At 72.7% G+C, this 6,108-nt stretch carries 7 protein-coding genes; 3 read left to right on the top strand and 4 right to left on the bottom strand.

The genetic code is table 11. From position 1 onward, the window contains the following. Positions 1–49 precede the first annotated feature (49 nt). Positions 50–589: a PPA1309 family protein gene (locus ACFW1I_RS14635; RefSeq protein WP_384669754.1), complete on the top strand. Its 540-nt coding sequence runs from the start codon at positions 50–52 to the stop codon at positions 587–589. 34 nt (positions 590–623) lie between these two features. Here ACFW1I_RS14635 and ACFW1I_RS14640 read toward each other — a convergent pair whose 3' ends face one another. The 4 genes from ACFW1I_RS14640 to ACFW1I_RS14655 form a co-directional block, all read right to left on the bottom strand. Further along, the gene (locus ACFW1I_RS14640; protein WP_384669755.1) at positions 624–1,712 is read right to left on the bottom strand and encodes a PDZ domain-containing protein; all 1,089 of its coding nucleotides are present in this window, start codon (positions 1,710–1,712) and stop codon (positions 624–626) included. Between the two features lie 84 nt (positions 1,713–1,796). Beyond that, a complete protein-coding gene (locus tag ACFW1I_RS14645) occupies positions 1,797–2,009 on the bottom strand; it encodes a hypothetical protein (RefSeq protein ID WP_384669756.1) in 213 nt (70 codons plus the stop codon). A 214-nt stretch (positions 2,010–2,223) separates the two neighbouring features. Further along, positions 2,224–2,685, bottom strand: coding sequence for a molybdenum cofactor biosynthesis protein MoaE (locus ACFW1I_RS14650; protein WP_384669758.1), 462 nt, complete (start codon positions 2,683–2,685; stop codon positions 2,224–2,226). 80 nt (positions 2,686–2,765) lie between these two features. After that, positions 2,766–3,875, bottom strand: coding sequence for an SDR family oxidoreductase (locus ACFW1I_RS14655; RefSeq protein ID WP_384669760.1), 1,110 nt, complete (start codon positions 3,873–3,875; stop codon positions 2,766–2,768). 191 nt (positions 3,876–4,066) lie between these two features. Here ACFW1I_RS14655 and ACFW1I_RS14660 point away from each other — a divergent pair, with 191 nt between their 5' ends. Both ACFW1I_RS14660 and ACFW1I_RS14665 read left to right on the top strand, forming a co-directional pair. Then, the gene (locus ACFW1I_RS14660; RefSeq protein ID WP_384669762.1) at positions 4,067–5,494 is read left to right on the top strand and encodes a zinc-dependent metalloprotease; all 1,428 of its coding nucleotides are present in this window, start codon (positions 4,067–4,069) and stop codon (positions 5,492–5,494) included. Further along, positions 5,491–6,012, top strand: a complete 522-nt coding sequence (locus ACFW1I_RS14665) for an NUDIX hydrolase (protein ID WP_384669764.1) — start codon at positions 5,491–5,493, stop codon at positions 6,010–6,012. Before ACFW1I_RS14660 ends, ACFW1I_RS14665 begins: the two co-directional genes overlap by 4 nt. Positions 6,013–6,108: the final 96 nt, after the last annotated feature.

Genomic DNA, 6,108 nt, shown 5'->3' on the forward strand with positions numbered 1-6,108 from the left:
GCTTTACCTAGTTCCCGTCTCCGGGGGAAGAGGAGGCAGGATATTGGTCATGTCCAACGTTTCCCCCTCGGGCCCGCCGATGGCCTCCAGTCCCCTCACCCGCGCGGTGCTCGAGATCGACGAGTACGCCTCGGGTCTCGGCTGGGACCGGCCCGCCCGTCTCTTCGCCCTGGTCGACACCGCCCGGCTGCGGGCCCAGGCGCCCTCGCTGAAGCTCGGCGAGGACGCGACCGCCTACACCCCCATCGAGCAGGAGGAGATCCCCAAGGGCAAGCCGCTCGACGAGTTCCTCGGCACCATCGCGTGGCCCGAGGCGGTGGCCGGCTGCGCCCTCACGGTGGAGCGGCTGATGCTGCCGCCGTCGGCGGAGGCCCAGGTCCCCAAGGACCTGAGCGGCGCCAAGCTGAACAAGTGGGTGGCCGGGCACCCGGACCGCCAGGAGGTCCGGATGACCGTGGCCGTGCTGCGGACCGGCGCCCGGGAGGCGGCGATCCGGCTGCGCGAGAAGGACTCGCCGACCGAGGTGCTGACCGGCCCGGACCTGGTGCCGGGGCTCGCCGACGCGCTGGCCGCGACCTTCGAGGGCTGAGCCGTACGGGGCGCTGGGCCGGTCCCGTACCGGCTCAGCCCTTCGAGCAGCGCGGGAGGCCCGCCGTGTCGCCCGCGCGGAGCTTCTCCAGGGACTTCGTCGCGTCGTCGATGGTGTCGACCTTGATGAGGGTCAGCCCGTGGGGCGTGTCGCCGGCGGCGGTGGCGCAGTTGTCGGCGGGGGTGAGGAAGTACTCGGCACCCGCGTTCCGCGCGCCGACCAGCTTCATCTGGATGCCGCCGATCGGGCCGACCTTGCCCTCGTCGTCGATGGTGCCGGTGCCGGCGACGAACTTCCCGCCGGTCAGGCTCTCCGGGGTCAGCTTGTCGACGATGCCGAGCGCGAACATCAGACCGGCGCTGGGGCCGCCGACGTCGGCCAGCTTGATGTCGATGGTGAACGGGAAGACGTGGTCGGTGCCGGCCTGGATGCCGACGATCGCCCGGTCGCCCTCCTCGGACTTCGCGGTGGTGAGGACCACCTTCCGGGTGACGGTGGCCTCCTTGTGGGCCTTCTCGGCGGCCGCCGCCTCCTTCGCCGGGACGATGGTGAACTCGACCTTCTCGCCCGGCTTCCGCTTGGTCACCTGCGCGGCGACGTCGGCCGGCTCGGTCACCTCCGCCCCGTCGACCGCCTTGATCACGTCGCCGGCGTGGAGGGTGCCCTCCGCCGGGGAGTCCTTCACCACGGAGGCGACGACGACCCGGGTGGTGAAGGGGATGCCGAGCTCGTCGAGGGCGGCCACCTTGGCGCTCTCCTGCGACTGGCTGAACTCCTCGGCGTTCTCCTGGCTCGACTCCTCCTCCGTCTTCCCGTCCGGGTAGAGGGTGTCGTGCGGGACGACCACGTTGTCGTGGGTCAGCCAGCCGTAGACGGCCTCGACCGCGTTCATCTTGTAGTCCGCGCTGGTGACCCGGACCGTGGTCATGTTGAGGTGGCCGTCGGTCGGGTAGGTCTTGCGGCCGGAGATCTGGAGGACCGGCTCGCCGCGCGCCTCGCCGAGCGTGTTGACCGTGGGTCCGGGGCTCATCTCCGAGTACGGCACCGGGATCAGGACGCCGGCGATCAGCAGGCAGATCAGGACCAGGGTGGAGGCGAGCATCGTCGCGGTGCGGCGTGGCATGGAACGACAGTACGGGACTCGCCTGTGCGCGCACCCCTGGGGCGGTCCGTACGGGACCCCGTCAGGGCGCGGTCGGCGCGGCGGTCAGGACTCCGCGGGGGCCGGTTCGGGCACCGGGCGGAACGGAGCGGAATCGGGTGCGATCGGGTGGGCGCGCTCCATGGCGTCCCGGAAGCGGGCGTAGCCGGCGAGTTCGGCCACGTCACCTATGGTCTTGTTCCTCTGGACCCAGCTTCCCCATATCGCCGCGCCGACGACTGCGAAAAGCGGAATCAGCAACCAGGCCAGCGCTGCCATCCCGACCTCCCATCCCCAGTGAGTTGATCAGCAGATTATTCATCTGTGCCAACAACGCTCGGGCCTGGGGGCCGGTTACGCAAATCGGGCGTTCGGCTACACCGCGTCGGCGCGTCGCCTTGCCACCCGTACGGGGCACTGAGAAGGCCCCTCAGCAGGCCCCCACCCTCCCCCAGACTCCGTCCGGGGGGACCCCCAGTCTCGGGGCGAAGGCTCAGCAGGCCCCCACCCACTCCTCGGTGCCGTCCGAGAAGGTCTGGTGCTTCCAGATGGGGACCTCGTGCTTGAGGTCGTCGATCAGCTTGCGGCACGCCTCGAACGCCTCGCCGCGGTGCGGGCAGGAGACGGCGACGACGACCGCCAGGTCGCCCACGGAGAGGTCGCCGACGCGGTGGACGGCGGCCAGGGCGCGGACCGGGTAGTTCGCCACGACCTTCTCGGCGACCCGGCGCAGCTCCGCCTCGGCGCTCGGGTGGCAGGAGTAGCCCAGCGCGTCGACGTCGGCGCCGCCGTCGTGGTTGCGCACGGTGCCGACGAACAGCGTCGTGCCGCCCGCGGCGTCGTCCCCGACGGCCCGGAAGACCTCGTCGACCGAGAGCGGGGTGTCGCGGATCGCCAGCAGCTTGATCGGGTCGTCCGCGGCCAGCTCACCGGGGTGGTCGTGCGTCGTGGTCATGCGGTCCATGGTGCCGCACGCCGCCGACATCCCGGAATAGCGTTTTCGACCGGTGGACCGGGACCCTCCGTAGGAGGGTCCTACAGGCCGCGCCGCTTCCGCATCTGCCGCACCAGGGCCGCGGTGCCCAGCAGGGCCACCGTGGCGCCCGCCGCGCCCGCCGCCGTGGCGTCCTTGCGGCCGAGCCGGCGGCCCGCGACCGTGTGCCGGCCCTGGACCTCCTCCAGGAGCGCCGCGAGGACCTCCTCGTTGGTCCACTTCGGCCGCCAGCCCGCGTCGTGGAGCCGGCCGACGCTGACCACCCAGGGGTGCATGGTGTAGGCGAGGTCGCCGGCCGGGGACGGGGTGAGGCCGATCCGGTGCAGCCGGGCCGCGGCGCCGAGGGCGACCGCGGAGGGCAGCTCCATGCGGCGGATCCCCGACAGCTCCTCGACCTCCTCCTGCTCCAGCCAGCCCTCGCAGCCGACCGCGAACTCGCCGTCGACCTTCTCCAGGGCCGCGTACTCCAGGGCGCTGACCAGGTCCTCCACGTGGCAGAACTGCCAGGTGGGGCGGGAGCCGGCGACGACCAGGAGGCGGGGCGACTCGAAGTAGCGGGTCAGCGCCGTGTCCGTGCCGCCGACGAGGACGGCGGGGCGGACCACGGTCACGTTGAGGCCGGGGTGGGCGCGGGAGCCGCGGCGGCCGAGCCGCTCAACCTCCAGCAGGTCGCCGACGCCGGTGGCCTCGGCGGTGGCCCGGAGCTCGGCGTCCTCGGAGAGCGGGATGTCGTTGTCGGGCAGGGCTCCGTAGACCATGGTCGAGGTGCACAGCACGACCCGGCGGACGCCGGCCGCGGCGGCGGCCGTGAGGACGGTCTGCGTGCCGCGCACGTTGTAGGCCGTCCGGGCGGCGGGGTCGGTCTCCAGGTCGAGGTCGACGGCGAGGTGCACGACGACGTCGGCGCCGCGGAGCTTCTCCGCGATGGCCGGATCCCGTACGTCGAGGACATGCCAGGTGGCCTCCGCCACCTCGCCGCGCCGCTCGTCGATGGCGACGACCTGCCGGACCTCATTCGACTCGGCAAGACGCCTGGTCAGCAGGGCGCCGACGCCGGTGGCGGCACCGGTGACCGCGACGACGGGGCCGCGCACCGCGGACCGGGTTGAGTGGTTTCGCGCTCCGCGAACCTGCGGATCTGGGGAACTCACCGACCGACTCCAGAGGTTGTCTTCAGTACGTACGGGGATGACGCGTACGTACCAGGTGGCGTCCATCCTGCCGCAGGGCACGGCCCGGCGGAGACTTGAGCCCATATCCGACCCGGATGTCTACGCTGGTGTTGTGCAGCGGGCAGTCGCCGCCGGCAGAGAGCCGGTGGCCCTAGGAGCCGAGGAAACCTGTGAGTGACACCCCATTCGGATTCGGCCTTCCGCCGGAGGAGCCGGAGGACGGCGACGAAGGCAAGAAGAAGGACCCCGCCGGAGGTGGCCAGGGGTCCGGTGGCCAGGGCGGCAACCCGTTCGGGGCGAACCCGTTCGGTTTCGGCATCCCCGGCATGGGCGGCCAGGGCGGCGCGGACAATCCGTTCGCCGCGATGTTCGGGTCGATGAACCCGACGGACCTGGGCGCGGCCTTCCAGCAGCTCGGGCAGATGCTCAGCTACGAGGGCGGTCCCGTGAACTGGGACATGGCCAAGCAGATCGCCCGCCAGGTGGTCGCCCAGGGCACCGCCGACGGCGTCAAGGACGCCAGCGTGGGCCCGGCCGAGAAGTCCGCGGTCGAGGAGGCGGTCCGCCTCGCCGACCTCTGGCTGGACCAGGCCACCTCGCTGCCCTCCGGGGCGAACACGTCGGTGGCGTGGAGCCGCGCGGAGTGGGTCGAGGCGACCCTCCCGGCGTGGAAGGAGCTGGTGGACCCGGTCGCCGAGCGGGTCGGCACGGCCATGGGCGACGTGCTGCCGCAGGAGATGCAGGCCATGGCCGGCCCGCTGATCGGCATGATGCGGTCGATGGGCGGCGCCATGTTCGGCCAGCAGATCGGGCAGGCCATCGGCGCGCTCGCGGGCGAGGTCGTCGGCTCGACCGACGTCGGCCTGCCGCTCGGCCCGGCCGGCCGCGCCGCGCTGCTGCCGCTGAACGTGGCGGCGTTCGGCAAGGACCTGGGCGTGCCCGCCGACGAGGTGCGGCTCTACCTGGCCCTGCGCGAGGCCGCCCACCAGCGGCTCTTCGCCCACGTGCCGTGGCTGCGGGCGCACCTGTTCGGCGCGGTCGAGTCGTACGCGCGCGGGATCAAGGTGGACACCTCGAAGCTGGAGGAGGCCGTCTCCCAGCTCGATCCGACCCACCCGGAGCAGCTGCAGGAGGCGCTCCAGTCGGGCATGTTCCAGCCGCAGGACACGCCCGAGCAGAAGGCGTCCCTGGCCCGCCTGGAGACGGCGCTCGCGCTGGTCGAGGGCTGGGTGGACGCGGTGGTCCACGAGGCCGCCAAGACCCGTCTGACCTCGGCGGACGCGCTGCGCGAGACGCTGCGCCGGCGCCGGGCCAGCGGTGGTCCGGCCGAGCAGACCTTCGCCACCCTGATCGGTCTGGAGCTGCGCCCGCGCCGGCTGCGGGACGCCTCGCGGCTGTGGGCCTCGCTCACCGACGCGCGCGGGGTCGACGGCCGGGACGCCCTGTGGGAGCACCCGGACATGCTGCCGACGGCGACCGACCTCGACGACCCGGACGGCTTCGTCCACCGCGAGCAGCTGGACTTCTCCGAACTGGACAAGATGCTCGGCGAGGCGGCCAAGGGCGACGCGCCCGAGGACGGGGACGACGCGAAGTGACGCTGCACGACGACGCGGTCCTCGTCCTCAAGGGGTACGAGGGCCAGCCGGAGCTGCGCGAGCTCTATCTGGAGCACCTGGCCGCGCATCCGGACGGCATGTACAAGCCCTGCTCGGCCGGTCACCTCACCAGCAGCGCGCTGGTGATCGACCCCTCGCGCGGGCGGGTCCTGCTCACCCTGCACAAGAAGCTGGGCATGTGGCTCCAGATGGGCGGCCACTGCGAGGAGGGCGACCCGACGGTCGAGGCGGCGGCGCTGCGCGAGGCCGCCGAGGAGTCGGGCATCGCGGGTCTGACGCTGCTGCCCGGCGGCCCGGTGCGGCTCGACCGGCATCCGATCCCCGCGCCGTGCCACTGGCACCTCGACGTGCAGTACGCGGCGCTCGCCCCGGCGGACGGGGTGGAGCGGATCAGCGAGGAGTCGCTGGACCTGAAGTGGTACGCGTACGACGAGGTGGCCGCGGTCGCGGACACCTCGGTGGTGCGGCTCCTGGAGGGCACGCTGGCCCGCCTGTGAGGTGACGGTCACGGGGGGGGGGGGGCGCGGCGGCCCCGGACGCCCGCGAACGACCGCGAAGACCTCCGCCTTGGTGGCGGTGGTGGCGATCGGCTC

The organism is Streptomyces sp. NPDC058955 (assembly GCF_042741435.1).
GTDB lineage: Bacteria > Actinomycetota > Actinomycetes > Streptomycetales > Streptomycetaceae > Streptomyces.